Genomic DNA, 26,995 nt, shown 5'->3' with positions numbered 1-26,995 from the left:
GTGACCATGGCCAAGCGCAGTAACCCCGCAGTACGCATCGCCCAGGAGACCGCCCACAACGCGGTGTTCGATGCCGAGGGCAAGCCGAAACCCGGCGTCCACAACATGCTCCTGAGGGCTGTCGAAATCCAACGGCCGCTGGTGGTCGCCTACGTCCGGCGGCTGCAGCGCAAGCACCCCGCCGCCAGCGCAGCCAGGCTCGCGGAAATCCTGGAGCGTGACTACCTGCGCGCGGTGACCGGCGGTGGCGCGCTCGTCGGGGCAACCGCGGTTGTGCCCGGCGTCGGAACGGTGGCGTCGCTGGGTCTCTCCGCCGCGGCCACGGTCGGCTTCCTCGAAGCCACGGCGCTCTACGCGACGTCGCTGGCCGAACTCCACGGGATCCGCCTGACCAACCCGGAAAAGGCCAGCACCATGGTCATGGCCATCATGCTGGGCGAGGAGGGAACTGCCCTGCTGGGTACGCTGAGCGGGCAGGCCATGGGCAAGGGGGCCAGTGCCACCCAGGCATGGGGAAACGCGCTCTCCAAGTCCATGCCCACCGGCTTCGGCGCCATCCGGACGAAGATCCAGAAGGCGTTCCTTAAGAACCTGCTCAAACGCCAGGGCACCGCACTCTTTGGCCGGGCCCTGCCGTTCGGCATCGGCGCCGTGGTGGGCGGTGCGGGCAACCTGATGATGGGCCGGGCCGTGGTGGCGAACGCCAAGGAGGCATTCGGCCCAATGCCGGATACGATTCCGGGGGAGCTCAAAGCCACCGCTGCAGCTGCGGAGACCAACACCGCGGCCAACAACACCCTGGAGGGTACAAACCTTGGATCTTAACGCTGACCTCGGCGAATCGTTCGGCTCCTGGACCATGGGCGATGACGCCGCGATGTTCCCGCTGGTGACAAGTGCCAACGTGGCCTGCGGCTTCCATGCGGGGGACCCGGTCACCATGCTGGACAGCTGCCGCGCGGCGTTCGAGCTCGACGTGACAGTGGGCGCGCACGTGGGGTACCGGGACCTGGCCGGCTTCGGCCGCCGGTCCCTGGACATGTCCTTCGACGAGCTGTTCGGCGACGTCCTCTACCAGCTGGGAGCGCTCGACGGCGTGGCGCACGCGGTGGGTGCCTCCGTTGACTACGTCAAGCCGCACGGCGCCCTCTACAACCGCCTGGTGCATGACGCCGATCAGGCCTCCGCCGTAGTGGCCGCCATCCAGGCCTACGATCCCGGGCTGCCCATCCTTGGCCTGCCCGGCTCGCAACTGCTGATCCAGGCCAAGGAAGCCGGCCACCCCGTATTTGTGGAGGCCTTTGTTGACCGCGCCTACCAGGCGGACGGCACGCTGGTGCCGCGCTCGCAGGAGGGCGCCGTGCTGCATAACGTTGACTCGATCGTGGAGCGCGCCGTGCGCCTTGCCACGAAGGGGGAGGTAGTGGCCGTGGACGGAACCGTGGTCCAGGTCAGGCCTGATTCCCTGTGCATTCACGGCGACACCCCCGGCGCCGTCGAAATGGCCTCTGCCGTCCGGGCCGGGCTCGAGGCGGCCGGCGTGGAGCTGGAGTCCTTCGCCTAGCCGAACACCAGATGCGCCGCGGTGAAGATGGCCAGCCCGGCGAGGGAGCCCACCACCGTGCCGTTGATCCGGATGAATTGCAGGTCCTTGCCCACCTGGAGTTCGATCTTCTGGGACGTTTCCTCGGCGTCCCAGCGGGCCACGGTATCGGTGATCACGCCTGCGATGTCCGAGCGGTACGTCCGCACCAGGTAGCCTGCGGCGTCGCCGACCCAGGTGTTGACCTTGCCGGCCAGTTCGTCGTCATTGACCAGGCGTGAGCCGAAGTCCCGGACCGTTGCCTTGAACCTGACGGCAAGCTCGCTTTCCGGATCGTCCACGGCGCTGAGCAGGGCGTTCTTGACGGTTCCCCACGTCCGGGAAGCCAGTTCGCGGACTTCGGGATCGCCCAGGACCTGGGCCTTGATGTCCTCCGCGCGGGCGATCATGACGGGATCAAATTGGAGGTCCTGCGCAAGATCGGTCAGGTATTTATCGATCTGCTGGCGTACCTGGTGGTTCGGATCGGACTGCACGGCCCGGGTGAACTTCAGGATCTCCACATAGACCTTGTCGCCCACCAGGCCGTCGACGAACTGCGGGACCCAGGTGGGGGAACGGTCCGAGACCAGCCGGCTGACGGTCTCGTGGTTGGCGTCCACCCAGTCCGCGGCCCGGTCCACCAGCAGGTCCACCAGCTTGTGGTGGTGCCCGTCGGCAAAAATCCGTTCCGCCATCCTGCCCACCGGCGGCCCCCACGGCGGGGCCACCAAATGCTTGCGGACCATCGCCTCGATCACTGCCTGGACGTCGTCGTCGTTCAAGACCTTGAACGCGCCGCGGATGACGGCCGCGCCCTCCTTGGCCACGCGCTCGGCGCCGCCGGGCCCGGAGAGCCACGCCCCGGCCTTCCGTGCCACGTCCAGCGATGCCAGCTTGTCCTGGACCACCTGCTCGGACAGGAAATTGGTCTCCACAAATTCGCCGAGGGACGCCCCGATCTGGTCCTTGCGGCGCGGAATGATGGCGGTGTGCGGGATCTTGATGCCCATGGGGTACTTGAACAGCGCAGTGACGGCGAACCAGTCGGCCAGCGCGCCCACCATGCCGCCCTCGGCCGCGGCACGCACGTACTGCAGCCACGGATACTCCTTCTGCAGCGCGAAGGTGAACACAAAAATAACGGCCATGGCAATGAGGAGTCCCAGCGCCACCAGTTTCATTTTCCGCAGCGCTGCCGCCTTTTCGGCGTCCCCCGCACTGAGTTGATGACGGACGACGGCGGCTCCCGTCTTCCCGTCCGGCGGCACCGCGCCGGGGGTCTGGGGCGGGGCTTGCCGGGTAGTTGGCTCAGAGTTCACCTGCATGTGCCCAGCCTAGTCCCGTGGGCCCGGGCCCGGTCCGCTAACGTGTCCTCATGACATTCGACGAGTCTGTTCCGGAGCGGCCGCTGGTTTTCGCCCACAGGGGTGCCAGCGCTGCCTTTGCCGAGCACACCCGCGCTGCGTACCTGCAGGCCATCGCCGACGGCGCCGACGGGGTCGAGTGTGATATCCACCTCACCCGGGACCAGCACGCCGTCCTGATCCATGACGCGAACCTGGACCGGACGTCGGACGGCACCGGGCCGGTGGCGGACCGGACGCTGGCCGAGCTGAGGCTGCTGGATTTTTCGTCGTGGAAAGGTGCCCGGATCCCGGAGAAATACGGTGCCAGGTCCGAGCAGCTGCTGACACTGCCGGAGCTCCTGAACATCCTGCGGGGCGCCGGCCGGCCCATGGGACTGGCCATTGAACTCAAACATCCCAGCCCGTTCCAGCTGAGGCTCGAAGACCGGGTGCTGGACGTGCTCCGGCGCCAGGGCTGGGACCCGGCCACCTCTGCGCTGGACAACATCAGTGTCTCGTTTATGAGCTTCAGCCCGGATTCAGTGAAACACCTGCTCAAGACTGTTCCGGCCGAACACATCTGCCAGCTTGTTGACGACATCGACGTCGACGAAATCCGTGACGAACTGAGCCTGGGACATTTGGCGGGGGGTGCCATTGCCAACGTCATGAAGGCGGCCCAGCTGGAAGGCGAACGGATCCTGGATGAGTGCGAGGTGGGTATCGCGGGGCCCGGCATCATCTACGTCCGTGAACATGCCAGGACCGTCCAGCGCTGGCTGGAATCCGGCCGCCGGTTCCGGGTCTGGACGGTTGACACCGAGCGCGATGTGGCTCTTTGCCAGGGGCTGGGCGTCCACGAGATCACCACCAACAAACCCGCCAGGGTGCTGGCGCAGCTCCAGTCGAGCAGCCAGCAGGCCCAGCTGCCGTCCTGACCCGCGGCGCTGGCCCCGGCGGAGGTGGCCCCGCAGTCCGGTTACACCGCTGCGCCGCGTTTTAACCGCGGGCGCTCCGCTGTGATTGAGTGGAGCCATGCCTTTTCGCTGGTCCGGCCGGGCCGTCCAAACCTTCTCCGCGGCAGCCATGAGCGCGCTGTTGCTGACCAGCGCCATGAAGCACTTCCGGGAGCCACAGTTCTTCTCCCAGGTGGTCCCTGACTACCTCTGCCGAGAGGATCCGGTGACCGGCCCGGATGCCACGGGCGACGGAAACATCACGGGCGACGGAAACATACCGCACGACGGCGGCACGCGGCCTCTGGCGGTGATGTCGCGGGAGGAATGGATCGCGGTGAGCGGGCTGCTGGAGGCGGGCGCCGCCATCGGACTCCTGATCCCCGCGACCCGCCGCGCGGCAGCCACTGCGGTGGCGGCCATGTTCACCGTATTTCTTGCCGGCCACACGGACGCCCTCCGCCGGGCCTATGGCCCCACGGGCTCGCCGGCACAACGCACAGCACATACCGTCAGGTTTCCCCTTCAAGTCCCGCTCATTCTCTGGGCCTGGAGCCTGCGGGGCACCCCCGCCCGGCGGCGGCCGTGAAGCTGCCGGCATCGCCCGCAGTCAGGGTGGGAATCTCCATCAGCATCGCCACCGGCCTGTACGGGATTTCGTTCGGCGCCCTCTCCGTCACGTCAGGCCTCGATTTCTGGCAGACCATGGCGCTCAGCCTCCTGCTGTTCAGCGGCGGATCCCAGTTTGCGTTTATCGGCGTGGTGGCGGGAGGAGGTTCCGGCATCGCGGCGATGAGCGCGGCCACGCTCCTGGGCATGCGGAACGGTATCTACGGGATGCAGCTGAATGCCCTCCTGCGCCCGACGGGATGGCGGCGCTATGTTGCCGCCCAGGTCACCATTGATGAGTCAACGGCGACCAGTACCGGGCAGACTGATCCGGCCGAGCAGCGCCGCGGCTTCTGGACCGCGGGCCTTGGCATCTATGTGCTCTGGAACCTGTTCACGGCCGTAGGCGCCCTGGCAGGAAGCGGGCTGGGCGACCCCAAGCAGTGGGGCCTGGACGGCGCGGCTGTCGCGGCCTTCCTGGGCCTGCTGTGGCCGCGGCTCAAGGGCAGGGAGCCCGCCGCGATTGCCGTGGCCTGTGCCCTGGCAACGGTGATCGCCGTTCCGTTCGTTCCCGCGGGCGTGCCGATTCTGATTGCCGCAGTGGTGGCCGCCCTGATCGGCTGGTTCAGCCATGGGCGCAGTGACGAGGGGCTGGAACCGGACGTTGATCCTTACGGAGAGCACCACGGACACCGAAGCGACGGACCAGGGAAGGTGGGTGCATGAACCTCTGGTTCTGGCTGCTGTTGGCATGTGTGCTCGCCTACGCGTGGAAGCTGGTGGGCTATCTCGTCCCGGCGAAGCTCCTCAAAGACCCCCGGATGTCGCGCGTGGCCGGGACCATGACCATCGGGCTGCTGGCGTCCCTGACCATGGTCAACACGGTAGCCTCCGGCCAGGCCCTGGCTGCGGACGCACGGCTGGGCGCCCTGGCCGCCGCCGCCGTCGCACTGGCTTTCCGCGCCCCGTTCCTGGTGGTGGTGATCGCGGGTGCAGGCACTGCGGCCCTGCTCCGGCTGATCGGGTGGAACTGACCGCCAAGACTCTGGCGGTCACCGGTATCTGCGCTGTACCATGAGGCTGGCTATGCAGTTGGCCGTGGATTCTTCGTGAGAGCGCTGACCATGGACATAAGGCTGCACGTAGCCCGCACCAGACCCCGCAAGCCCCGTCGTCCCACGGACGCAGGCTGGCGCGCGGGGCTGCCGGTGAAGCGGTTCTTTACCCGCTTCAGGTCCCTTGCCGACTTGCCGCCAGAGGACCTTGACATCCTGTCCGAACAGATAAGACTGGCTCTTGACGTCAGCCAGGAACCGGGAATGGTTACCCTCCATGCGGCGGTCCGAGCCGAGCTCCATAACCGAAAATCCGCGTCCGACGAATGATGTGCGGACTGAGAGCAGCTGTGATTGCGCAGCTGCGCCCAAAGAGGAGCCAGGTGACATGAACGAACTTGTAGAGGAACACGCGCCCGAAGGCGCCGGCGGAGCCCACGCTCAGGGTGCAGAACCTAAGTCGCGGCCGATTTACGACAAGAGCGCGTCCGAAGCCACCAGGGAACTACGGGATACGTCCCGGCGCCGCCGCGCCGCCGAAGAGAAGCTGCAGCAGCACCTGCTCCAGGCCAAGGACCACGTTCCTCATCACCACGACCATGACGCCACCCCACAGGGCGACCTCCCGCAGGGCGACCTTCAGGAAAAAGAAGACTCCGGGGGCCACGCCGGCTGAACATGGTTCATCACCTCGGTGCAGCCAGGCGGGCCCGTCGGAGTCGGTGGGCCGGTCACACGGGCTCAGGCCGACTGCTCATCCTCTGACGGGGCAGTCCGGCGGGCAATTTCCTCCACAGCCAGCTCGTACCAGACCTGCGCGCCGAAATCGGGGGCGGGGGTGTCGAGGTTTTGGTAGAGGGCATCCAGGAGATTGGTGAGTTCCTCAGCGGCGAGCGAGGGCAGGACCTCTTCGGGGCCGCGCGGATCATTGATGAACTGGGAGAGCTTCGCGTGATTCACTTGGCAAGCTCCGAAGCATGTTGAAAGTCCACAACAGAACGCATTTCTTAAACTCCTCTGGTTGTTCAGAGGCTGGCTGCGTAACCCTCCTGCGAGTCTAATCCAACGTCTGGACACTCTCAATGGCCCCCACGGGTACCAGTTGCGGAGACCAGTAATGGCGTGGTGCCGGGGGCCTTGCCGGGCGGCCTCCGGCAGGGTTTGGTCAGGCGTAGGGCGGGCTCTGGAGTTGCGGTGCGGGCAGGGGAATGTGTGCGGGAAGGGGCCGGCCGGACCGTTCAGTTCGGATGGCATCCTCGATGAGGGCCACGGGCCGGCGCCACGCGTCTGAGCCGGGTTCCATGGTGTCCACCACGCCGATCAGCATGGCCAGCAGCCGGAACATATCGGTCATGGAGATATCGGGACGAAGGGTGCCTTGGCCTTGCCCCCGCACCAGGAGGACGCCGATGGATTCCATCAGCGAACCCGTGATCCCGGTGAGGAGTTCCCGGCGTCCCGCTACTGCACCGAGGAGGTTGGCGTCGGCGCTGGCGGCGGCCATGATGGCCTCGATGACGTGGAGCAAGCCCTTTGCGGCGTCCATGCCCGCCAAGGCGTCGACGATGACCGGGTCCACGGTTTCCCGGAGCTGCCGGTTGAGGGCGGCCAGGACCAGCTCTTCCTTGTCGGCAAAGTTCCTGAAGAGAGTAGCGGGGCCCACTCCGGCAGTCGCTGCAATGGTCTGCAGTGGAACCTCCGGACCGTGCTCACGGAAACACTGGCGGGCGGCCAGGATGATCTTGTCCACGTTCCGGGCAGCGTCTGCGCGTAGTGGCTTGCGGACGACAGCAATGCTCATCGGATCAGGTTAGCAACGCGGCAGACGGTCATCATGGTTACTGGAGGGTAGGCGGTTATGTGACGTCGGCTGGCACCATTTGTCCGGTGCGGGTCTTTTGGCGGCATGAAAGACTTGCCCTATGTTGCTAGCCTTTTCTGTTGCCCCGTCCGGCACGCCCGTTGGCGGATCCCGTCCCACCGACGCCTCAGTCCACGACGCCGTCGCTGCCGCCGTGAAGATCGTCAGGGAATCCGGCCTGCCCAACCGGACGGACTCGATGTTCACCACCATCGAAGGCGACTGGGACGAGGTGTTCGACGTCGTCAAGCGCGCCACCGAAGCCGTGGCCCGGTTCGGCAGCCGCGTTTCGCTCGTCATCAAGGCCGACATCCGGCCCGGCTATACGGGCGAGCTCGGCGCGAAGGTGGACCGGCTGGAAAAGGCCCTCACCGACGGTTCCTAGACCGGCGCGGGGCCGCGTGCCAGACTGTGGCCATGTTTGAGCACAAGACCCAGTCAGGCTGGGTGGCAGTGGAAGATTTCCTCACGGCAACCGTGGTCCATCCCGACGACGCGCTGCAGCAGGCGGTGAGCACCGCCGTCGACGCCGGCCTGCCGCCCATCGAGGTGACCCCCAATGCCGGCAAGCTGCTGAATCTCCTGGTCCGGATTTCCGGTGCCCGGCGCGTCCTGGAAATCGGCACGCTTGCCGGCTTCAGCAGCATCTGGATGGCTCAAGGGCTTCCCGACGGCGGCCGCCTGGTGTCGTGTGAATACCTCACCAAGCATGCGGAGATAGCGAGGGCCAACGTCGCAGCAGCCGGGTTGGCTGACAAGGTGGAAGTCCGCGTCGGCGCAGCACTTGACACGCTAGCCGCGCTGGAGGCGGAGGGGGAGGAGCCGTTCGATTTTGTGTTCATCGATGCGGACAAGGAACACGACGCCGACTACCTCGACTGGGCAGTCCGCCTGGGCAAGCCGGGAACCGTCATCGTGCTGGACAACGCGGTGTGGGAGGGGGCCGTTCTGGATCCGTCCCTTGACGAGGTCAACGCGCCAGGAATCATCAGCGCGCTGGAACTGCTGGGGAACCATCCCCGGCTGGATGCGACCGTGATCCAGACCGTCGGGTCCAAGGGCTGGGACGGGTTCGCCCTCGCCAGGGTCCAGTGACCGGCAATTCATAAGTATGCTTAGAATGACCCCGGCCGATGCCCGTCCGGATCAGACAGCCTGCAGTGGAGGAATTCGATGAAAGCGTCACCCACCCTTGCCAGCAATCTTCAGATGGTTCTCACGGACCTGATTGAGCTTCACATGCAGGGCAAGCAGGCCCACTGGAACATCGTGGGCACCAATTTCCGTGACCTTCACCTGCAATTGGACGAGATCATCGCCAGTGCCCGCCAGTTCGCTGACGAAGCGGCGGAACGGATGCGTGCGCTGCATGCCCTGCCCGACGGCCGAAGCCGGACTGTAGCCGCGGATACACGCCTGGACCAGTTTGCCGCAGGGCTGGTTTCCACAAAGGATGCCGTCAAGCTGGTCACTGCCAGGCTCGAACGCACGGTTAAGACCATGCGCGACGTCCATGACGAGGTGGACGATGAAGATCCCACCAGCGCCGACCTCCTGCACGCCGCCATCGAGCGGCTGGAGCAGTTGGCCTGGATGGTCAACGCCGAAACCATGACACCCTCCGCGCCTGTTACCGAACCGGCAGAAAAGTAGGCCGGGGCTGACAGCGGCGTGACTGAACACAAATCGGTGACCGCTGCTCACGGCCGGGGCCGCCTTCCGATGCCTGTCCGCCTGGTGTCTGCTGATGCCGAACTGGCCCGCTGGGGCAGCCTGCTGGACTCTGTAGCGGCGGCTGCCGGCGACGTCCCGGTACTGCTGGCCGTTGCCGGGAAGGTGGGAAGCGACTGGCCAAAGCCGGGGGACGGGCAGACCGGCCGTCTGTGGGAACTGCTGGCTTCGGTGGCCGGTGTGGATGTGGCCGCCGGCCGCGTTTTTGAACCGCATCTGGATGCGCAGGCCATCCTGGCGCAGGCGGGCGTTGTACCGGAAGAGCGCGGCGGGGTGTGGGGAGTGTTCGCCGCCGAAGGTCCTGGAACCCGGCTGGAGGCCAAACGCGATGGTGAGGGCATCCTGCTTAGCGGCGCAAAACCGTGGTGTTCCCTGGCGCCACTTCTGGACCGCGCCGTCATTACCGCCCACACCGAAACCGGCGAAAGGGCCGCCTTTGCCGTGGACCTGCGGCACCCGGGAGTGACGTGCGAGGATCCCGTGTGGGTGGCGCGCGGACTGCGGGAAATTCCCAGCGGAACTGTCCATTTTGACCAGGTGCCGGCACTTCCCTTGGGCGGGGATGACTGGTACTTCAGCCGGCCAGGTTTCGCATGGGGCGGCATGGGTGTGGCCGCCTGCTGGCTTGGTGGAGCCGTGGCGGTGGCCAGGGACTACAAGGAATCCCTGGCTGCCGCTGCGGAGAGGGGCCGCGAACCTGACCAGATTGCGCTGGCAGCTTTGGGTGAGACGGACCGGATCCTTACCTCCGCCCTCCAGTACCTGGCGCGTACGGCAGAGCTGATCGACGGCGGTGCCCTGTCTAACGCGGGTGCCCTGTCCGACGGCGGTGCCCTTCCCGACCGGACCACGGGAGCGGACCGCAGCGCATGGAGCGAGGCGTTGCGGGTGCGCGGAACGGTAGCCGCCGCCGTCGAACGCGTCCTGTCCCTCGTGGGCCAGAACCGCGGGCCGGCGCCGCTGGTGTTCGACGAACCATACGCCAAGCGGATGGCGGACCTGGCCCTGTACGTGCGCCAGCACCATGCCATGCGGGACGATGCCCAGCTGGGAAAACGGACGCTCACGGGGGACCACCCATGGTGAGCTTCTCGCACACGGACCCGGGCACTGACGAAGAGGACTGGGCTGCAAGCGGATTGGCTGCGCTCGCCGAGCTGCCGTTGGCGCCGCAGGAACTGGGAGCCATGCGGTTTGTGGTGCTGGCCGCCCACCCCGATGACGAGACGTTGGGTGCTGGAGGCCTGCTGGCGCTGCTGCACTCGTTGGGCGCCGACGTCGAGGTGCTGCTCTGCACTGCCGGGGAGGGCTCGCACCCGAACTCCGCCACCATGACTCCCGGGCAGCTCGCCACGGTCCGGCTTGACGAATTTGCGGCCGCGATGGACGTCTTGGGGCTGGCTGGGCGGTGGCGTTACCTTGGCCTGCCGGACAGCGGCCTGGCGGACCGTAAACCGGACCTCACCACGCGGCTGCTTGAGGCCATTCAGCTATATCCGGGGAACCCGCAGGAGCTCGCGATCGTGGCGCCCTACCGTGCTGACGGCCACGCAGACCATGACGCCCTGGGCACGGCCGCGGCCGACGTCGCCCGCGAAGGCGGGCACGCCCTGCTGGAATATCCCATCTGGTACTGGCTCTGGGCCTCCCCGCAGGACCCCGCCTGGCAGTCGTGGGCCCGGCTTCCCCTCAGCCTTGAACAGCAGGCTGCCAAGACAGCGGCCATGGCCGCGCACACCAGCCAGGTGCGCCCGTTATCCGGACTGGCCGGGGACGAAACGCTGCTCGGCCCGGGCTTTCTGGCGCATTTCCAGCGTTCCTTCGAGACATTCGCCTGGACTCCGCCGGGACCTGTTGCCGCCGGGCCGGGCCGGCACGCCACGCCTCACACCAGCGGGGACGCGCAACGGATATTCGACGCCGTGCACTCGGAGTCTGAGGACCCCTGGGATTACACCACCAGCTGGTACGAGCGTCGAAAGCGAAGCCTGACCCTGGCCGCATTGCCACGGGAACATTACGAGTCGGGGCTGGAGATCGGGTGCTCGATTGGAACCCTGACCGCCGAGCTGGCCGGAAGGTGCGGCAGCCTCCTGGCAGTTGACGCCAGCAGCACGGCCCTGGGACGTGCCGTCGAGCGCCTTGCCCCCTTTCCACACGTCTCCACCCGACAGCTGACCCTGCCGGCCGAGTGGCCCCACGGGCGCTACGACCTGATAGTTGTCTCCGAGGTGGGGTACTACCTCGCGCCCTCGGAGTTTGATCAGCTCCTGGACAGGATCCGGGCATCCATGCTGGCGGGCGGCACGCTGCTGCTCTGCCATTGGCGGCACCCGGTGTCAGGCTGGGAGCTCGACGGCGACTCGGTCCATGCGCTGACCCGGAACCGGCTGCGCTGGCGCACCGCCGGGCTTTACCAGGAACGCGATTTTGTGCTGGAGACGCTTGTGGCACCCGGCGATCCCGGCTCGTTGGAGGCCTGACGTGGAGCGCATCGGGGAGGTGGCGGTGGTGATACCCGTCCACAATGAGGAACACCTCCTGCCGGCAGCCCTCGCTGCCGTCTGTGCAGCTGCCGATGCCCTGCAGGCACAGCGGCCAGCCGTCGCCGTCAGGATCCTGGTGGCGCTGGACAGCTGTACGGACGGGTCGTCGGCAGTGGCGTCGCGTTGTGCTGCGGCGGACCACCGGATCAGCCTGTTGCAGGTCACGTTCCGGAGCGTCGGCGGATCCCGGCGGGCCGGGATCCGCGCGGCGCTGGGCAGCACCGGAACCGGGCTCCCTTACGATTCCCCGCAGCTCTGGCTGGCCAATACAGACGCCGATTCCTGCGTTCCGGAAAACTGGCTGCTGCGCCAGCTGGAGCTGGCCGACCGCGGGGCCGATGCTGTCCTGGGCACCGTGGAACCGGACCCCGAAAGTACGGACGGGGACCTCCTCCGGCGCTGGCATCTGCGGCACCCGCTGGGGGAGGATCACCCGCACGTGCACGGGGCCAACCTGGGCGTGCGGGCTTCAGCCTATGTGTTGGCGGGCGGGTTCCCCCGCCTCCGCTCGCACGAGGACCGTGGGTTGGTTGAGCGGCTCCGCAAGCACGGGTCCACAGTGTGGTCCACGGACACCATCCGGGTCCGGACGTCCGGCCGGACCGATGCCCGCGCGCCGCAGGGATTCGGCTCCTACCTGCTGGCACTTAGAAGGGAACCGGCGGCGGCTTTGAAGGGCTGAGGCGCGTGGATTGCTGATGGCAAACAGGTCCGGCGCAACGGCGGCAGCCACCGCACGTCACGCCGCACGTCCAAGGGGCCGACGACGACTGGGGGGACTGGCCTCGGTCTCAGAAGAGGCCACCTCGCCGCCGACCCCGCCTCACACCCGCGGCATCATGCCGCGGGAAGCTCAACGGATTGTCCTACATTGATTTTCCTCCAAGATGCAGGCCCTGCCTAGTCCCGACACGTTCCGGTTCCCGGCCTAGCGCTCCTCGCGCCCCGGGTCCTTCCCGGCGGCCCTGGCACGCACCTTGTCACGGACCCTGTCCCGATGCCGCCCCAGGCCCTGGCTCTCGCGCCGGTCGCCGCTACCGCCCGTGCCTTGGTCGCCGTCTCCGTCCGAACCTTCCGCGTCCCCGGCTTTCTCTGCACTGTACTTTTCGCGGAGTTCGCGGCCGTCTTGAATATCTTCTTCTTCCTGTTTCTGCAGCTTTTCACTCTTTTTGGTGTCCCGCGGCGGCAACTGGATGGTCTCCTCAGCCTCGATGCCCGCCTGCAACTGCCGCCCGCGTTCCATCTCGGCGTCGAACTCCGCACCAAACAGCAGGGACATATTCAGGATCCACAGCCACAGCAGCATCACGATCACGCCGCCGAGGGCGCCGTAGGTCTTGTTGTAGTTTCCGAAGTTGCCAACATAGAAGCCGAACCCCAGCGAGGCCAGCAGGAAGATGAAGAGCGCTATGCCGGAGCCAAGGCTCATCCATTTGAACTTGGGTTGCTTGACGTTGGGGGTGGCGTAGTAGAGCACCGCGATGATAGCGATGATCAGCGCGACCATCACCGGCCATTTGGCGATGTCCCAGATGGTGAGGAACACGCCGCTGAGACCGATGAGTCCGCCCACTGCCTCGGCCACGGGCCCGCTGAGCACCAGCATGCCTGCCAGGAGGGCCACGATGACGACGGCGAGGAGGGTCACCGCCAGCATGGTTCCGCGCAGCTTGACGAAGGGACGGCCCTCGTCCACTTCATAGATCCGGTTCATGGCCCGGCCGAAGGCACCCACGTACCCTGAGGCAGACCAGAGTGCGGTTCCAAGGCCGATGACCAGGGTAAATCCGGCGGCCGGGGCGCTGGCCAGTTCCGCAACGGGCCCGCTGACGGTGTTTACTGTTTCGGCGGGGGCGAAGCCCCGCACAATCTCCAGCAGGGCTGTGGTTGTCTTCTCTGGGTCTCCGAAGAGGCCGATCAGCGAGACGATCGCCAGCATTGCAGGGAACAGGGACAGAACGGCGTAGTAGGTCAGGGCTGCTGCGAGATCCGGGCACTGGTCCTTGGTGAACTCCCGGAGGGTCTTTTTCGCTATGTACTTCCAGGACGGTTTGGTGACGTCGCCGGGGCTGTCCGGCTTCCGGGAATCGTCAGGTGCCGGGGCTTGGCCCGCCTTGGCAGTGCTGGTTTCGGATGCGTCTTGAGCGGCCATGGGGTGTCCTCTTAGGTAGGTAATGGACAGGCCGGCCCTCCCGGAAAGGGGGAACCGGCCTGTCAGTGATGCTGCTTGCGGTTATGGATGCCGGTCACGTGTTCTGGACGGTGTCCTTGGCGTCGGTGGCGCGGTCTTTGACGTCGGCTGCTGCGACCTGGCCTTCGGCTTTGACGTGGTCGGCGGCGTCGGTGGCGGTGGCCTTGACGTTTTCCATTGCTTCGCGTGCCGGTTCCTTCAGGCCTTCGGCCATGTCCTTGGCGGCCTCGGTCAGTTGGGTGGTCATGGGTTCGGCGGCGGTTTTGATGGCGTCCGCTGCTTCGCGTTCCTTCTCGCTGGCCGGGATCAGGGAGGACAGCAGCATGCCGGCGCCGAAGGCGATCAGGCCGGCGGCCATCGGGTTGCCCTGGGTCTTGGCCTTCAGCTGTTGCGGTGCGTCGCTGATGGCTGCGCCGGCGTCATGCAGGGCGTTCCCGGCGCTGTCGGTGCGGGTGTGGACCCCGCCCTGGACGCGGTGGGTGACGTCGTCGGCTGTTCCCATGACTTTCTCCTTCACGCCGAACACGGCTTCTTTCACTTTGTCGGTTTGGCGGTGGACGATGTTGGACGGGGAGACTTTGTCGGCCACGGCGTCCACGTTGGTGCCCAGGCGTGCGCGGGTTGCTTCTATGTCTGAACGGATTGCGTCCGGGTTCTCGCTCATCGTTTTACCTCACCGGGTTTCAGGGTTGGGGGGATTTCTGAGAGTGTTTCGGTGGTTTGGGGCATGCCCTTGACCGTTTTGAGTTCCTTCTTGCCCATGGAGGCCAGGATGGCGGCGATGATGCCCCAGATGACGGCGACGACGACCGCGGACCAGCCCAGTCCCATCAGCTCGCCCAGGGCGTACCAGAGGGCGATCGAGAGGAACAGCAGGACGAAGTGCCCGGCCACCCCGGCGCCGGCGAGCATGCCGCCGCCCTTGCCGGCCTGGGACGCGGACTCTTTGAGTTCGGCTTTGGCGAGTTCCACTTCCTGCCGCATCAGCGTGGACAGGTCTCGGGTGACCTCACCGAGCAGATCACCCAGCGATGTGTTATCCGCCTTCACATGTGCCTCCGACGGGGGAGGTTCAGGAATCTGGCTGCTCATCACAGCCTGCCAGTCTGGCCGTCCGCAGAGCGGTCCCGGGTCAGGGGGTCATTGGCCATCGGATCGTCGGCGAGCTCCCGCTCCCGCAACGGATCGTCCGCGAGACGGTTGCCTGACCACGGTTCTTCCGCGAGCTGCGGGCTGTCCAGAGGACTCGCGGGGCGGGAAGGGTCACCGTAGCTGCTTCCCGGCGCGCCGCCGTCGAACCCTGCCGTTGTGGTGGCCGGACCGGGCAGCTGGACGGGAGGCGGCTGGATGGTGCCGCCGGCCGCCGGTGTGTAGGCGCCGCCCGGGCCTGCCGCGTGCTGGCCACCAGTGCCCGTGTAGCTTGTGCCGGTGTATCCTGTGGCCGACTCCGGTGCACCTGCGCTGAGGCTGCGGGTGAGCCGCCCTGCCAGGACGCCCGCGCCGGCGGCCAGGAGCAGGAAGGTGCCGGGACGCTGGCGGGCGAAGGTTTTGACCTCGTTCAGGAGCGAGCCGGGATCGCGGCCGTCCAGCCACGCAGCAACGGCGGAGGAACGGTCCGCGGCCTGTCGGACCAGATCCGAGGCAACGCCGGGCTGGTCTGATGCCCGGGCCATGGCGTGCAGCTCGTCCGAAACGGATCGCAGGCCACTGGCTACCTTCTGCTGCTGTACGCCGGCCTGATCGGTGAGGTCACTGCGTGCCTGGTACAGCAGGTCCTTGGCATTAGCCTTGGCCTCGGAGGCGACGTTGGCCGCTTCTGTCTTGGCGGTCTCGGCCACGTTTTGGGCCGAATCCGCTGCAGTCCGGGCAACGTCTGCTGCCTCGCCCTTGACGGCATCCGTGCGGGACCCGCCAACGCCGCTTCCGGTGGGCGGCACAGAGGTTGCGGGCGGGGTGGAGACTCCGCCTGTCGTGGCGGCTGCGGGGAAAGTGCTGGCGCTGCGTTCTGCGGTGAAGCTTGATTCTTCTGCGGAGCCGGGAAAGCCTGAAGGAGCCGTGTATGCAGGGTCCTCGGGCCGTTGGTTCTCTGTCATCTTCGCTCTCTCTTTCCAAAGAAGGCCGGTTGCTGATCAAGAACCAGCCATGCTGGCCGTAAAATAGTAAGCATGGTTACTAATAGAACATAAGTACCCTTGGTAGTTATTTTCAAACGAGTAACCAATCAGCGGGTCCGAGATGCCAGCCAGCGCGGTGGTGCGGGGTCCGGCCGAAGCAGATGGAAAGAGGTGGGTAGCTTGGACATTGCACCCTGGGTTTGGGTAATTGTGGGCGTTGTTGTTGTGGTTCTTCTGGTCGCATTCCTGGTGACGGGCCGTCGCCGCAGGGCAATGGAGCAGAAGCGTGACGAGGCGAACCGCGAAAAGGCTGCCGAAATGCGCCGGAAGGCGGAGCAGGTGGAGCTCGACGCCCGCGAGAAAGAGGCCCGGGCGAGCCGGGCCCGTGCTGATGCGGAACAGGCCCAGGTTGACGCCGCGCGGCTGAAGCAGGAAGCCGAGCAGAAGGCCAGTGATGCGAGAGCCCTCCGTGATGATGTGGCCAGGCAGACCGAAAAGGCCAACGCCATTGATCCGGATGTCCACCAGGACGGGGACCGGGATTCTGGCCGGGGAGGGCGGCCCGGGCGCGACCAGGACACACGCCAGGATCTGGGCCGGGACGCCGCGCGGGACGACTCCGGCGGCGTGCGCCACGCGGAAGCCCGTCCCGGGGTTACCCCGGCATCATCACGCACCGCGGAGGAGCAGGCCGCAGATGCCAGCGGCATGGATGCACGCACGCCGGATGCCCGCGGCGTGGACGCTCATGGCGCTGATGCGCGGTCGCGTGGCGACATCCGTGGCGACGTGACGGGCGATGGCGATTCCCGCACAGCCGGTGAGCCCGCGGAGCCCGCGCAGGCTGAGGATCTCCGGAGGCGCCGCGATCGTGCCGTGCGGGACGTGCCTCCCTCCGGAATATAACAAGCCCCGGTGCCCGGTTCCCGGCTGGCCGAACGGCTGGTAAATGCCAGGCCGTCCGGCCGCTCGAACCGGCGAAGCATTGTTTAATAAGCAGGCTTATGATTTCCTACTGCTAAGTCTTGCCGCAGGCTTTCGGACCCAGACCCGAAGGAACCGCCGACAATGCCTGAATACCTCGCCGTGCTTGCCGGAGATACCGCTTCTGTCCGTCTGCTGCCCGCAGGTGTGCCACGGGAGCTGACCCTGCAGCAGCCACCGCACCAGTCTGCGCAGCACCCGCAGCAGCCACCGCACCAGTCTGCGCAGCACCCGCAGCAGCCACCGCACCAGTCTGCGCAGCCGCCGCAGCAGCCACCGCACCAGTCTGCGCAGCACCCGCAGGAAACGGAGGCTGCACGGCCAACCGCCTCAGGCGGGAGGCTGCGGCAGGCGTTTGAAAACGACCTGGTCCTGGATTACCTGGATCTCGCCGAAGCACTGGCTGCCCGCTTTGAAGCCCGCGGCCGGGAGCGCGCAGACCTCAACCAGGTGGCTTATCTTGGCCTCGTGAAGGCCGCCCGGGGCTTCGATCGGAGCAAGGGACACAGTTTTCCCGCCTACGCCGCCCCCACCATCACCGGCGAACTGAAGCGCTATCTACGGGACCGCAGTTGGATGGTCCGGCCGCCGCGGAACATCCAGGACCTGCGCTCGCAGCTTTTCCGCGTCGAACCGGAGCTGGCCCAGGAGCTGGGACGCAATCCCACTGTTTCCGAACTTGCCGGGCACCTGGGGGTCGGAGCGGATGAGGTGCGGGAGGCCATCAATGCCTCCAGCAGTCTCCGCCCGGACTCGCTCGACGCCGTCCCGACCCACGGCGGGGCGCTGCCTGCGTCAGAGATGCTGGCCTGTTCGGACACGCCCCTTGAACGGCTGGAAGAGCTCTCCTGCCTGCGCGAGGCCATGCAGGAACTGGACGCCGCTGACCGGGAGCTGTTGTACCGCCGGTACTTCTGCGAGGAGACGCAGGTGGAACTCGGCAAGCGGCTCGGAATGTCGCAGATGCAGGTTTCACGCCGTCTGGCCCGCGTGCTGGTGGACCTCCAGCACCGGCTGCAGGAAAGCAATCATTGCGCCCCTGTCAGCGCAGCCGCGGCCGAGAGCACATCGTCCACTGTCACTCCCAAAAGGGCCGGGTCCGGGCTGTCCGCGAAGGGGTCCCCGCGGCGCAACGCGTCCCGCGTCAACACCACGTGAGGCCCGGGCGGCGGACCCCAGCGGTCCGGACCCACCGGCCCGAAAAGCACAACGGACGGCCGTGCGTAGGCGGAGGCCAGATGGGCTGCGCCGGTGTCTGCCGAGATCACCAGCCTCGCTTCGGCTATGCAGGCCGCAAACTCCCGCAGCTCCAGCCGTCCTGCCAGCACGGCGGTGCCCGGCAGCCCGGCCTGGCGGCAGATGTCCCGGGCGCGTGGCCGCTCGCCGGCGCTCCCCGTGAAAATTACGCGGTGGCCGCCGTCGGAAAGGCGCCGGGCTACCAAAGCAAAGCGCTCGGCAGGCCAGAGCCTGCTGGCAAAAGCGGCGCCCACATGGATGACAGTGGCGGCGCGGAAAGGCGTGGCGACGGAGGGAATGTTCAATGCGCCGTCCCGGGGGTCGGCATCGATTCCGTGCCACTGCACCAGTCGCGTCCAGCGCAGGCGCTCATTCATGTCCTCAACCCATTCCGGCCCGTCCAGTCCGGTGCCCCGGTGCGCCATGATGGCCCGGGGTCCTGCTGCCTGCAGGAGGGCAATGCTTTGCGGGCCTTTGCCGTGCAGGTTGACGGCGATGTCCACGTCGCCCCCCGGTACGGGAAGAACATCGTCCAGCCCGCCCAGGGGCAGCAGTTCGTAGCCGCCAACCAGCGTCACGGCGTCGGCCAGCCACGCGGGACCGGCATACAGCAACCGGTGGTCCGGAAAAGACCTTTGGATCGCGTGCAGGGCGGGTACGGCAACCAGGAGATCCCCGAGTCCGAGGGCGCGGAGGACCAGAAGCTGAGGGCGGGCGCTGCCGTGTTCCTCGTGGTGATGGCCCATCCGCCTGCCTTCCGCCTCGGTCCAGCTGAGCGTGCGGCCCGTACGTCTCCCCGAGCCGTGTCCAAGGATTCTATTCCGCGGAAATGCCGGGTGGCCTGTTTAGGGACCGCTGCGCGGGGGAACTACGTCCGTATGGGAACCTCCGAAACGCCGCAGCTCAGGGCTGTCCTGTTCGATCGGGACGGAACCCTGGTGGTTGACGTGCCCTACAACGGGGACCCCGGCCTGGTCCGGGCCATGCCGGGAGCAAAAGGCGTGCTCGATTCATTACGGGCCCGGGGGCTGGCGGTAGGAGTGCTCAGCAACCAGTCCGGCGTGGCAAGGGGCCTCCTGACGGCGGCGGATGTGGCCGGCGTCAACGCGCGGGTGGAAGAACTCCTGGGCCCCTTCGATGTGTGGGAGGTGTGCCCCCATGCTGAGTCGGATGGCTGTGCCTGCCGAAAGCCGGCCCCCGGTATGGTGCACAGCGCCTGCCGGCGGCTGGGCATCAGCGCGTTTGAGGCGGCGCTCATCGGCGACATCGGAAGCGACGTCCGCGCGGCAGACGCAGCGGGGGCCCGGGGAGTGCTGGTACCCACGCCGGCCACGAGGCCGCAGGAGATCACTGAAGCGAAACTGGTGGCGCAGGACCTTGCCGGTGCCGTTGAGCTGCTGCTGGAGGGGTCATGACGGGCCGCGTCCTGGTGGCACGGCTGGACAGCCTGGGCGATGTCCTGCTGGCCGGCCCGGCTGTGCGTGCCGTGGCCAGTGGCCGCCAGCCCGACGGCAGCAGGCCCAACCACGTGGTGATGCTGTGCGGCCGCCAGGGTGAGGCGGCCGCGTCCCTGCTGCCCGGAGTGGGGGAAGTTTACAGCTGGGACAGCCCGTGGATCATGAATCCAGCGCCGAAGCTGACGGGCCCGCACGCCGACCGGCTGATTGAGTATGTGCGGAATTCCAGGATTGCCGAGGCCGTCATCCTGACCTCGTTCCATCAGTCCCCGCTGCCCCTCGCCCTCCTGCTGCGGCTCGCAGGAGTAGAACGGATCACTGGCGTTTCCACGGATTACGCGGGCTCCCTTCTTGATATCCGGCTCAGACCGGGGGAGGACCTTCCGGAGGACCAGCCGGAGCCGGAACGGGCGCTGCAGGTAGCTCGGGCGGCCGGCTTCCCGCTGCCGGCGGGCGACGACGGCAAGCTGCGGATACTGCCCGTCCCCGACGTGTCCGGACTGGTGGGCGACGGACCTTACGTGGTGGTTCACCCCGGAGCAGCGGTGCCGGCCCGGGCCTGGCCGCCGCTCCACCATGCCGCCGCCGTCGAACTCCTTGCCGGGGCAGGGCACCGTGTGGTGGTGACCGGCGGCCCGGCGGAAACCTCCCTTACCGCCACCGTGGCCGGGCCCTCCGCCCGCGATTTGGGCGGCCACACGGACCTTCGCACCTTGGCCGGCGTGCTTGCCGGAGCGGAAGCGGTTGTGGTTGGAAATACCGGACCAGCCCATCTGGCCGCAGCCGTGGGAACCCCTGTTGCCTGCCTCTTTTCCCCGGTGGTCCCTGCTGTGCGCTGGGCCCCTTACGGCGTCCCCCTGGAACTACTTGGCGACCAGAACGCCGCGTGCCGCCTGACCCGGGCCAGGATCTGCCCCGTTCCCGGACATCCCTGCCTGGATTCAGTGTCACCGGAAGACGTAATGCGGGCGGTGGAGCGCCTGATTGGCGGCGTCTCCTCGCTCAGCACCCGCCTCAGCACCCGTAGAAAGGACCGCAGCCGATGAGGATCCTCTTGTGGCACGTGCACGGATCCTGGACAGATGCCTTTGTCCGCGGCCGGCATGAGTATCTCCTGCCAGTACTTCCCGGCGGCGGCCCGTGGGGACTGGGACTGGCAGGCAGGGACTGGCCTGACTCAGTCCGGGAAGTGTCGCTGGCCGGCCTCGACGCCGGCGAGGTGGACGCCGTCGTGCTTCAACGTCCGGAGGAAATCGAGGAGGTGACGGCCTGCCTGGGCCGGCGCCCCGGCGTCGACCTCCCGGCGGTGTTCCTGGAACACAACACGCCCAAAGGAAACTTTCCCTTCACCCGGCACCCGCTCGCCGACCAGGACAGCATTCCCGTGGTGCACGTGACCCACTTCAACAAGCTCGCCTGGGATACCGGCTGGGCCCCCTCGCTGGTGGTGGAACACGGCATCCCGGACCCCGGGCAGCTCTATACCGGGGAACTGCCGGAACTGGCCGTCGTGGTGAACGAGCCCGTGCGCCGCGGCCGCGTGACCGGAACCGATCTGTTGCCGGCTTTCGCCGCCGCGGCCCCGGTCCATGTGTTCGGCATGAAAACCGAGGGACTCGCCGCAGCCGCAGGCTTCGAGAATGCCCGGCTCCGGATCCGCGGTGACCTGAAGACCCGCGAGCTCCACCGCGAAATGGCCCGCTGCCGTGTCTACGTCCACCCCATGCGCTGGACATCGCTGGGTCTGTCCCTCCTGGAGGCGATGCACCTGGGTATGCCGGTGGTTGCCCTCGCCACGACCGAAGCGACCCGTGCCGTGCCGCCGGAAGCCGGGGCAGTATCCACCGATGTGGACGAACTGCTCCGCGCCGCCCGGCGTCTACTCGCCAACCCGGAAGAAGCCCGACGGCGGGGCGTCGCCGCCCGGGAGGCCGCTTTGGCCCGCTACAGCCTGGGCAGGTTCCTGGACGACTGGGACACGCTGCTTGCGGACCTCCTGCCCGGGGACCCCGGTATAGAACGTCTCGAAGAGCAGATCCTCGTCCCGGCGCCAGAAAGGAAAAACCTATGAGAATCTCAATGGTTTCAGAACACGCCAGTCCGCTGGCCGCACTGGGCGGGGTGGATGCCGGCGGGCAGAACGTCCACGTGGCGGCCCTGTCCGAGGCCCTCGCCACGCGGGGTCACAGCGTCACGGTCTACACACGGCGCGACGCTCCTGAGCTGGACCGCCGCGTAAGAGTGGGGCCACGGCTGGACGTTGTCCACGTGGACGCAGGGCCTGCGCGCCACATCCCCAAGGACGAACTGCTCCCCTTGATGGGGGAGTTGGCCGACGGCATTGCCTTGGACTGGGGGCAACGGCCGCCGGACGTGGTGCACGGCCATTTCTGGATGTCGGGCCTGGCAGCGCTCGACGCGGCACGGCGGGACACCGCCTTCCGGGTCCCGATGGTCCAGACGTTCCACGCGCTCGGCACCGTCAAACGCCGGTTTCAGGGCGCAGAAGACACCAGCCCCCGCGAACGCCGCTGGCTGGAGCCGGGCGTGGGACGTGATGCCGACCGGATCATCGCCACCTGCCCGGACGAGGTCTTCGAACTGAAAGCCATGGGCATCGACACCGGCAAGGTGTCCATCGCACCCTGCGGCGTGGACCTGGGGCTCTTCACCCCCGCCGCCCCTGCCGCCCCGCGCACCCGACGCCACCGCATCCTTTCCGTGGGCCGGCTGGTGCCCCGCAAGGGTGTTGACCTGGTGATCCGCGCCCTCCCGCTTCTCGCCGCGGCGGGATATCCCGACGTCGAACTCCTCATCGTGGGCGGCGGCGCCGACCCCGGGGTGCTTCACTCGGATCCGGAAGTGCGGCGCCTCATGGCACTCGCCGCAGGGCTCGGCGTCCTGCCCCAGGTGACCTTCAGGGGGCAGGTGCCGCGCGCTGACATGCCCGGCATCTTCCGCAGCGCAGACGCCGTGGTCTGTACTCCCTGGTATGAGCCGTTTGGCATCGTCCCGTTGGAGGCGATGGCGTGTGGCGTGCCCGTGGTGGCTGCCGCCGTCGGCGGGCTCCGCGACACAGTAGTGGACCACGGCACGGGGATCCACGTGCCGCCGCGGGATCCGGAGGCCATCGCCTCCGCACTGGGGCTCCTCCTCCGTGACCCGGCACTGCAGACAGAACTGGGCGCCGCCGGGCAGCAGCGGGCGCGCTCGCGGTATTCCTGGGACCGTGTGGCCGCCGAGACTGAAAAGGCTTACCAGGCGGCGGTGTCAGGCATGCCCGCCGGACAGGTCCGGATGGAAGGAGCGGCGCTGTGACTGCCGAATGGTTCCTCCGGGAACAGGACCTCCAAGCCCTGGCCGGGGAGGCTTATCCCGTTGCCTCACCAGGGCTGGCGCCTGCGAATGAGGAAGCAAAGGCCGCTGCCGCCGATGCTGTGCGGCTCCATCTGGACAACGTCGTTCCGGCGCTGGATTCGCTCCGCGGCCAATCCGCCCGCCTCGCCGCGTGGGGCATTGAACTGGCGAACCGGATGCTCAGCGGCCAGCGGCTCCTTGCTGCCGGGAACGGCGGCTCCGCGGCCGAGGCCCAACACCTGACCGCCGAACTCGTGGGCAGGTTCGACGGCGAGCGCGTCCCGTTTTCCGCCATCTCACTGCATGCGGAAACCTCTGCGGTCACGGCCATTGCCAACGACTACGGCTACGAGGAAGTGTTCGCCCGCCAGGTCCGCGCGCACGGGCGCTCCGGTGACGTGCTGGTCCTGCTGTCCACCAGCGGCAACAGCCCCAACCTGCTCCGTGCAGTGGAAGCGGCCGCGCGGCTTGGCCTCACCACCTGGGCGCTCACCGGGCCGGGCCCCAACCCCCTCGCCACCGCGTGCGATGAGGCAGTCATGATCGAAAGCCTTAACGCCAACGCCCAGGAAGCCCACCTGATCGCCCTGCATGCGCTTTGCCGGGCCTTCGAGTGCGAGGTTGACCGCCGCACCTCACGGACGGGCCAGCCATGAGCATCGTCGTTGTAGGGGACGTGATCCTCGACGTTGACCTGTCCGGGGAAGCTACCCGGCTCAGCCCGGACGCTCCCGTCCCCGTGGTGGATGTGTCCGGCATCAGGCGCCGCGCGGGCGGAGCAGGGCTGGTGGCCCGGATGCTCGCTGAAGACGGCTGGCCCGTGACCCTGGTGACGGTCCTGGCGGACGACGACGCCGGGCGGCACGTGGAGGCTGCACTCGCCGGGGTGCGTGTGGTGGCCGGTCCGTGCGGCTCTCCGACACCGGTCAAGACGCGCGTCCGGGCAGGCACCCACGCGGTGGTCCGGATTGATGAGGACTGCGGCAGGCCGGCGGCACCGGACGTAACCCCCGCGATGCTGCGGGCAGTGGCCAAAGCCCGTGCCATTGTTGTGGCCGACTACGGCCGCGGCCTGGCCGCCAATCCCCAGTTGCGGGAACTGCTCGAAAGGCTGGCCGATGACGTCCCGGTGGTCTGGGACCCGCACCCGTCCGGTGCCCCGCCTGTTCCCGGCGTCGCTGTGGTGACGCCGAACCTGGCGGAGGCACACCAGTCTGCCCGCACCCGGCCCGCCGGTCCGTATGGACCGGCGGCTGCTGACGGGGCGGGCGAGGTGGCCGGCATCCTGCTGGATGAGTGGCAGAGCCGCGCGGTCCTGGTCACCACCGGGGAACGCGGGGCAACCCTGCTGCTCGAACGGGACCGCACGCCGCGTCCCATCCTGGCACCGCGGGTTGAGGCAGCGGACCCTTGCGGAGCCGGGGACAGGCTGGCCGCGAGTGTGGCCGTGCACCTCCTGGAAGGCAGGGACCTTGAGGATGCCGCCGTCCTGGCGGTCCACGAGGCCGCCGATTTCCTGGCGGCCGGGGGTGTGGCCTCGCTGCCGGACCGGCGCGGACACGGCAAAGTCCGGCACCGCCCCGCAGAGCCCCTGCTGCTGGTCCGGCGGGTGCGGGAAAACGGCGGCAAGGTGGTTGCCACCGGCGGCTGCTTCGACCTGCTGCACGCCGGCCACGTGAGGTCACTGGCTGCCGCGCGGGAGCTGGGCGACTGCCTGATTGTCTGCCTGAACTCCGATGCCTCCGTGCGCCGACTCAAAGGCGATCAGCGTCCCATCATGGGCCAGCAGGACAGGGCCGAGCTGTTGCTTGCCCTGGAATGCGTGGATGCGGTCATGATTTTTGACGAAGACACCCCCGAAGCCGTCCTGGACCGGCTCCGTCCCGACATCTGGGCCAAAGGCGGGGACTACAAGGGCGGAAGGCTGCCCGAAGCCGACCTGGTGGAAAGCTGGGGCGGGCGCTGCGTCACCGTGCCCTACCACCCGGCCCGGTCCTCCACCGCCCTGGCCGAAGCCCTCGCGAAAGTCAGCTGAACCAATCCCCACTGAAAGGAACACCATGAACACTGAGCCATCCTGGCCTGGCCGGGTCCTGATCACGGGAGGTGCCTCCGGACTTGGCGCCGCCGTCGTCGATGCCGTGCTGAAGGCCGGCGGGACACCCGTGGTGCTGGACCGCGACATCAGCAGCGTCTCCGGCGTGAAGGCTTTCGAGGTGGACGTTGCAGACCGTTCAGCGGTGGAACAGACCGTCCGGGAGGCGGCGGAGTCGCTGGGCGGACTCGATGCGGTGGTCACCGCTGCCGGAATCGACCGCTGCGGAAAATTGGCGGACGTCGCGGCGGAAGAATGGGAGAAGGTGATCGGCGTGAATCTTCTCGGCACGGTGTCGGTGGTCCGGGCCGCCCTGCCGTACCTGAAAACCTCGCACGGCAGGGTGGTGACGGTGGCGTCCACCCTGGGCAAGCGGGCCGTAGCGGATGCCACGGCGTACTGTGCCTCCAAGTTCGGCGTCATCGGCTTCACGCACGCCCTGGCAGCCGAGACCGGCGGGGAGATCGGTGTGACCGCGATGATTCCCGGCGGCATGAAGACCCGCTTCTTCGACGACCGGACCGAGCAGTACAAACCGCAGGACGATTCCCGCCTGAACAGCCCCGGGAACGTGGCCCAGGCCATCCTCTTTGTCCTGTCCCAGCCGCCGGGCTGCGAGGTGCGGGAGATGCTGATCTGCCATCCGGAGGAAGGCTCCTGGCCGTGACGGGTCAGTGCAACAGGCTGCGGACGTCCGCGTACACGTCCCCGGGCCGGATGCCGGCCACCAATGAACCGTTGTGCGGGCAGCGCGGGGCCGTCCACCCCACCTGCGTGACATCCGCGCCGCACACGGGGCAGTTCGTCACCCAGGACAGATGGACCCGGTGCCTGCCGCGCCCCAGCGGACCGGAGGTCAGTGCGTTGCCGGCCCAGTAGATCCCCACTGTGGGCGTGCCGAGCGCCTGCGCCAGGTGGCGGGGGCCGCTGTCGTTGGCCAGGACAACGTCTGCGCGGGCCAGCAGGGCGGCCAGTTCCCCGAGCCCCAGCATCCCGGCGACGGAGGCAACAGGGCGCTCACCGCTGAGCGTGGACCTCCCGGTGGTTCCCCCTGCGTGACGCCCGACGGCGGCACTCACCACGGCGTCCGCCAGCCCCGTTTCACTGTGGTCACCGATCACCAGGACGCGGGCGCCGTCGTCGGCCGCTGCCCGGGCGACCGCGCCGAAACTGTCTGCAGGCCAGTGACGCCGCGGGTCGGTGGCGCCGGGGTGGAGCACCAGCAGCGGCTGGCCGTCGGGCGGGAGTGCCGTTCCCAGGGTTTCCGGCAGCCGGGCCACAAACTCCGCCCGCGGATCGAGCCGGGCCTCCAGCTGGACGGGCGGTGCGCCCGCCAGTCCGGCAACTTCCAGCGAGCGCAGAGGTTCGTGCTGGTAGTACACGTAGGGCAGGGTGCGTTCCAGCGGGGCGGCGTCCGGCGTGCCGGAACCCACCGTATGCCGCGCCCGCAGTTGCAGCAGGAAGGGGTTGGAGAAGCGGCCGCCGCCGTGGAGCTGCACGGCAAGGTCGAACTGCCGTTCCCGGGCGGCACGGAAGAAGGATTCCATGGCGGCCGGATCCTCTTGTCCGGGCCGTACCCCTTCGGCGACGGGCAGGACCATCACGTCGTCAAAGCCGGTGTGCGCGGCGGACACGAGCGCCTCGTGAACGGGCGTGCCCAGCAGCGTGACGGTGCTGCCGGGGTAGGCCGCTTTCAGCGCCGGCACGGCCGGGAGGGCGAACATCAGGTCGCCCAGGCCGCCGCCGCGCAGCAGCACGATCCGGGAAACGCCGTCGAACCTGTCCAGCAGCGGCCCGATGCCGGTGGCGGTCTGTTCCATGCAGGCCCCTTCCGTAGTGCGCACGCCCGTTTCCCGCTGCGTTCCTGCCGCG

General features: G+C 67.7%; 31 protein-coding genes and 1 pseudogene. 23 read left to right on the top strand and 9 right to left on the bottom strand.

Annotated elements, in window-relative coordinates:
* Window positions 1–6 precede the first annotated feature (6 nt).
* Window positions 7–825 (top strand): hypothetical protein, encoded by an 819-nt coding sequence (locus GUV69_RS12570; protein ID WP_164202797.1) that lies wholly within the window; start codon window positions 7–9, stop codon window positions 823–825.
* Window positions 815–1,564: a LamB/YcsF family protein gene (locus tag GUV69_RS12565; RefSeq protein WP_164202795.1), complete on the top strand. Its 750-nt coding sequence runs from the start codon at window positions 815–817 to the stop codon at window positions 1,562–1,564. The genes GUV69_RS12570 and GUV69_RS12565 overlap by 11 nt, the downstream gene beginning before the upstream one ends.
* Here GUV69_RS12565 and GUV69_RS12560 read toward each other — a convergent pair.
* Entirely contained in the window at window positions 1,561–2,910 is a 1,350-nt protein-coding gene (locus GUV69_RS12560) for a DUF445 domain-containing protein (protein ID WP_164202793.1), read from the bottom strand. The two genes, GUV69_RS12565 and GUV69_RS12560, sit on opposite strands and share 4 nt — an antisense overlap.
* A gap of 50 nt (window positions 2,911–2,960) precedes the next feature.
* On the opposite strand from GUV69_RS12560, the gene GUV69_RS12555 reads away from it, so the two are divergent.
* The 6 genes from GUV69_RS12555 to GUV69_RS12530 all read left to right on the top strand — a co-directional run bounded on the left by GUV69_RS12555 (window position 2,961) and on the right by GUV69_RS12530 (window position 6,227).
* Window positions 2,961–3,869: a glycerophosphodiester phosphodiesterase family protein gene (locus tag GUV69_RS12555; protein WP_164202791.1), complete on the top strand. Its 909-nt coding sequence runs from the start codon at window positions 2,961–2,963 to the stop codon at window positions 3,867–3,869.
* 97 nt (window positions 3,870–3,966) lie between these two features.
* Window positions 3,967–4,476 carry a DoxX-related protein gene (locus GUV69_RS12550; protein WP_164202789.1) on the top strand — a complete coding sequence of 170 codons (510 nt, stop codon included), beginning with the start codon at window positions 3,967–3,969 and terminating at the stop codon, window positions 4,474–4,476.
* Entirely contained in the window at window positions 4,473–5,222 is a 750-nt protein-coding gene (locus GUV69_RS12545; RefSeq protein WP_164202787.1) for an AzlC family ABC transporter permease, read from the top strand. The genes GUV69_RS12550 and GUV69_RS12545 overlap by 4 nt, the downstream gene beginning before the upstream one ends.
* The gene (locus tag GUV69_RS12540; protein WP_164202785.1) at window positions 5,219–5,530 is read left to right on the top strand and encodes an AzlD domain-containing protein; all 312 of its coding nucleotides are present in this window, start codon (window positions 5,219–5,221) and stop codon (window positions 5,528–5,530) included. Before GUV69_RS12545 ends, GUV69_RS12540 begins: the two co-directional genes overlap by 4 nt.
* 75 nt (window positions 5,531–5,605) lie before the next feature.
* On the top strand, window positions 5,606–5,881 hold the full coding sequence (locus GUV69_RS12535; protein WP_164202783.1) for a hypothetical protein: 276 nt from the start codon (window positions 5,606–5,608) through the stop codon (window positions 5,879–5,881).
* A gap of 58 nt (window positions 5,882–5,939) precedes the next feature.
* The gene (locus GUV69_RS12530; RefSeq protein ID WP_164198701.1) at window positions 5,940–6,227 is read left to right on the top strand and encodes a hypothetical protein; all 288 of its coding nucleotides are present in this window, start codon (window positions 5,940–5,942) and stop codon (window positions 6,225–6,227) included.
* A gap of 65 nt (window positions 6,228–6,292) precedes the next feature.
* On the opposite strand, the gene GUV69_RS12525 is transcribed toward GUV69_RS12530, so the two are convergent.
* A complete protein-coding gene (locus GUV69_RS12525; protein WP_164202782.1) occupies window positions 6,293–6,511 on the bottom strand; it encodes a hypothetical protein in 219 nt (72 codons plus the stop codon).
* Between the two features lie 205 nt (window positions 6,512–6,716).
* A complete protein-coding gene (locus GUV69_RS12520; protein ID WP_164202780.1) occupies window positions 6,717–7,352 on the bottom strand; it encodes a TetR/AcrR family transcriptional regulator in 636 nt (211 codons plus the stop codon).
* 121 nt (window positions 7,353–7,473) lie between these two features.
* Between GUV69_RS12520 and GUV69_RS12515 the strand changes: the two genes are divergently transcribed.
* The 6 genes from GUV69_RS12515 (at window position 7,474) to GUV69_RS12490 (ending at window position 12,371) form a co-directional block, all read left to right on the top strand.
* Window positions 7,474–7,797, top strand: a complete 324-nt coding sequence (locus tag GUV69_RS12515) for a thiamine-binding protein (RefSeq protein WP_164202778.1) — start codon at window positions 7,474–7,476, stop codon at window positions 7,795–7,797.
* Window positions 7,798–7,829: 32 nt separating this feature from the next.
* Entirely contained in the window at window positions 7,830–8,507 is a 678-nt protein-coding gene (locus GUV69_RS12510; protein ID WP_164202776.1) for an O-methyltransferase, read from the top strand.
* Between the two features lie 78 nt (window positions 8,508–8,585).
* The gene (locus GUV69_RS12505) at window positions 8,586–9,065 is read left to right on the top strand and encodes a Dps family protein (RefSeq protein ID WP_164202775.1); all 480 of its coding nucleotides are present in this window, start codon (window positions 8,586–8,588) and stop codon (window positions 9,063–9,065) included.
* Window positions 9,066–9,134: 69 nt separating this feature from the next.
* Window positions 9,135–10,229: an acyl-CoA dehydrogenase family protein gene (locus tag GUV69_RS12500; protein ID WP_164206517.1), complete on the top strand. Its 1,095-nt coding sequence runs from the start codon at window positions 9,135–9,137 to the stop codon at window positions 10,227–10,229.
* The gene (locus GUV69_RS12495; RefSeq protein ID WP_164202773.1) at window positions 10,223–11,626 is read left to right on the top strand and encodes a bifunctional PIG-L family deacetylase/class I SAM-dependent methyltransferase; all 1,404 of its coding nucleotides are present in this window, start codon (window positions 10,223–10,225) and stop codon (window positions 11,624–11,626) included. The genes GUV69_RS12500 and GUV69_RS12495 overlap by 7 nt, the downstream gene beginning before the upstream one ends.
* Before the next feature lies 1 nt (window position 11,627).
* Window positions 11,628–12,371, top strand: coding sequence for a glycosyltransferase family 2 protein (locus GUV69_RS12490; protein ID WP_244292711.1), 744 nt, complete (start codon window positions 11,628–11,630; stop codon window positions 12,369–12,371).
* Between the two features lie 246 nt (window positions 12,372–12,617).
* Here GUV69_RS12490 and GUV69_RS12485 read toward each other — a convergent pair whose 3' ends face one another.
* The 4 genes from GUV69_RS12485 to GUV69_RS12470 all read right to left on the bottom strand — a co-directional run bounded on the left by GUV69_RS12485 (window position 12,618) and on the right by GUV69_RS12470 (window position 15,973).
* The gene (locus tag GUV69_RS12485; RefSeq protein WP_164202770.1) at window positions 12,618–13,841 is read right to left on the bottom strand and encodes a YihY/virulence factor BrkB family protein; all 1,224 of its coding nucleotides are present in this window, start codon (window positions 13,839–13,841) and stop codon (window positions 12,618–12,620) included.
* Window positions 13,842–13,935: 94 nt separating this feature from the next.
* Complete coding sequence (locus tag GUV69_RS12480) at window positions 13,936–14,544, bottom strand: DUF3618 domain-containing protein (RefSeq protein ID WP_164202768.1); 609 nt, start codon at window positions 14,542–14,544, stop codon at window positions 13,936–13,938.
* Entirely contained in the window at window positions 14,541–14,972 is a 432-nt protein-coding gene (locus tag GUV69_RS12475) for a phage holin family protein (RefSeq protein ID WP_164202766.1), read from the bottom strand. The genes GUV69_RS12480 and GUV69_RS12475 overlap by 4 nt, the downstream gene beginning before the upstream one ends.
* Entirely contained in the window at window positions 14,972–15,973 is a 1,002-nt protein-coding gene (locus GUV69_RS12470) for a hypothetical protein (RefSeq protein WP_164202764.1), read from the bottom strand. The genes GUV69_RS12475 and GUV69_RS12470 overlap by 1 nt, the downstream gene beginning before the upstream one ends.
* 201 nt (window positions 15,974–16,174) lie before the next feature.
* Between GUV69_RS12470 and GUV69_RS12465 the strand changes: the two genes are divergently transcribed.
* Both GUV69_RS12465 and GUV69_RS12460 read left to right on the top strand, forming a co-directional pair.
* Window positions 16,175–16,900 (top strand): hypothetical protein, encoded by a 726-nt coding sequence (locus tag GUV69_RS12465; RefSeq protein ID WP_164202761.1) that lies wholly within the window; start codon window positions 16,175–16,177, stop codon window positions 16,898–16,900.
* Window positions 16,901–17,062: 162 nt separating this feature from the next.
* A pseudogene (locus GUV69_RS12460) lies at window positions 17,063–17,983 on the top strand (sigma-70 family RNA polymerase sigma factor); the annotation flags it as partial.
* Between the two features lie 23 nt (window positions 17,984–18,006).
* Here the strand turns inward: GUV69_RS12460 and GUV69_RS12455 are convergent.
* A complete protein-coding gene (locus GUV69_RS12455; RefSeq protein WP_244292710.1) occupies window positions 18,007–18,960 on the bottom strand; it encodes a glycosyltransferase family 9 protein in 954 nt (317 codons plus the stop codon).
* 132 nt (window positions 18,961–19,092) lie between these two features.
* Between GUV69_RS12455 and GUV69_RS12450 the strand changes: the two genes are divergently transcribed.
* The 7 genes from GUV69_RS12450 to GUV69_RS12420 are packed head-to-tail and all read left to right on the top strand — an operon-like array spanning window position 19,093 to window position 25,790.
* Window positions 19,093–19,629 (top strand): D-glycero-alpha-D-manno-heptose-1,7-bisphosphate 7-phosphatase, encoded by a 537-nt coding sequence (locus GUV69_RS12450; RefSeq protein ID WP_164202759.1) that lies wholly within the window; start codon window positions 19,093–19,095, stop codon window positions 19,627–19,629.
* Window positions 19,626–20,717 carry a glycosyltransferase family 9 protein gene (locus GUV69_RS12445; protein ID WP_164202757.1) on the top strand — a complete coding sequence of 364 codons (1,092 nt, stop codon included), beginning with the start codon at window positions 19,626–19,628 and terminating at the stop codon, window positions 20,715–20,717. The genes GUV69_RS12450 and GUV69_RS12445 overlap by 4 nt, the downstream gene beginning before the upstream one ends.
* On the top strand, window positions 20,714–21,742 hold the full coding sequence (locus tag GUV69_RS12440; protein WP_164202755.1) for a glycosyltransferase: 1,029 nt from the start codon (window positions 20,714–20,716) through the stop codon (window positions 21,740–21,742). The genes GUV69_RS12445 and GUV69_RS12440 overlap by 4 nt, the downstream gene beginning before the upstream one ends.
* On the top strand, window positions 21,739–22,989 hold the full coding sequence (locus tag GUV69_RS12435; RefSeq protein ID WP_164202753.1) for a glycosyltransferase: 1,251 nt from the start codon (window positions 21,739–21,741) through the stop codon (window positions 22,987–22,989). Before GUV69_RS12440 ends, GUV69_RS12435 begins: the two co-directional genes overlap by 4 nt.
* Window positions 22,986–23,684: a D-sedoheptulose-7-phosphate isomerase gene (locus GUV69_RS12430; protein WP_164202751.1), complete on the top strand. Its 699-nt coding sequence runs from the start codon at window positions 22,986–22,988 to the stop codon at window positions 23,682–23,684. Before GUV69_RS12435 ends, GUV69_RS12430 begins: the two co-directional genes overlap by 4 nt.
* The gene (gene rfaE2 / locus GUV69_RS12425) at window positions 23,681–25,063 is read left to right on the top strand and encodes a D-glycero-beta-D-manno-heptose 1-phosphate adenylyltransferase (RefSeq protein ID WP_164202749.1); all 1,383 of its coding nucleotides are present in this window, start codon (window positions 23,681–23,683) and stop codon (window positions 25,061–25,063) included. Before GUV69_RS12430 ends, rfaE2 begins: the two co-directional genes overlap by 4 nt.
* A 25-nt stretch (window positions 25,064–25,088) precedes the next feature.
* The gene (locus GUV69_RS12420) at window positions 25,089–25,790 is read left to right on the top strand and encodes an SDR family oxidoreductase (protein ID WP_164202747.1); all 702 of its coding nucleotides are present in this window, start codon (window positions 25,089–25,091) and stop codon (window positions 25,788–25,790) included.
* 4 nt (window positions 25,791–25,794) lie between these two features.
* On the opposite strand, the gene GUV69_RS12415 is transcribed toward GUV69_RS12420, so the two are convergent.
* The gene (locus GUV69_RS12415) at window positions 25,795–26,943 is read right to left on the bottom strand and encodes a glycosyltransferase family 9 protein (RefSeq protein ID WP_164202746.1); all 1,149 of its coding nucleotides are present in this window, start codon (window positions 26,941–26,943) and stop codon (window positions 25,795–25,797) included.
* Between the last annotated feature and the right edge of the window lie 52 nt (window positions 26,944–26,995).

It is taken from the genome of [Micrococcus luteus] ATCC 49442 (assembly GCF_010367585.1).
Lineage (GTDB): Bacteria > Actinomycetota > Actinomycetes > Actinomycetales > Micrococcaceae > Arthrobacter > Arthrobacter luteus_A.
Note: the sequence above shows the minus strand (reverse complement) of the source record. Positions and strands in the feature narration are given on the sequence as shown.